Below are 504 nucleotides of genomic sequence, written 5' to 3'. Positions count from 1 at the left end.
ATGTCGTCGCCCGGGAACTGGTACGAGCTGAGCAGCTCGCGCACTTCCATTTCGACGAGCTCCAGCAGCTCTTCGTCGTCGACCATGTCGACCTTGTTCATGAACACGACCAGAGCCGGCACGCCGACCTGACGGGCCAGCAGGATGTGCTCGCGGGTCTGCGGCATCGGGCCGTCGGCGGCCGACACGACCAGGATCGCGCCGTCCATCTGGGCGGCGCCCGTGATCATGTTCTTCACGTAGTCGGCGTGGCCGGGGCAGTCGACGTGCGCGTAGTGACGGTTGGCCGTCTCATACTCGACGTGAGCCGTGTTGATCGTGATGCCGCGGGCCTTTTCTTCCGGCGCGGCGTCGATGTCGGCGTAGTTCTTGGCGGTCGCGCCGCCCGACTTCGCCAGCGTGATCGTGATCGCGGCCGTCAGCGTCGTCTTGCCATGGTCAACGTGACCGATGGTGCCGATGTTGCAGTGCGGCTTATTACGTTCGAACTTTTCCTTGGCCATC

1 protein-coding gene is annotated in these 504 nt (G+C 64.1%); it reads right to left on the bottom strand.

The features are described from left to right. On the bottom strand, positions 1 to 503 hold a 503-nt coding region (locus tag AC1RR5_RS26730), incomplete at its 3' end, for a GTP-binding protein (RefSeq protein ID WP_492926807.1). Between the last annotated feature and the right edge of the window lies 1 nt (position 504).

The sequence above is a fragment of the Caulobacter sp. GW821-FHT11E11 genome (assembly GCF_058808315.1).
The sequence above is the reverse complement of the archived record's forward strand: the minus strand, read 5'-3'. Positions and strand labels throughout refer to the sequence as shown.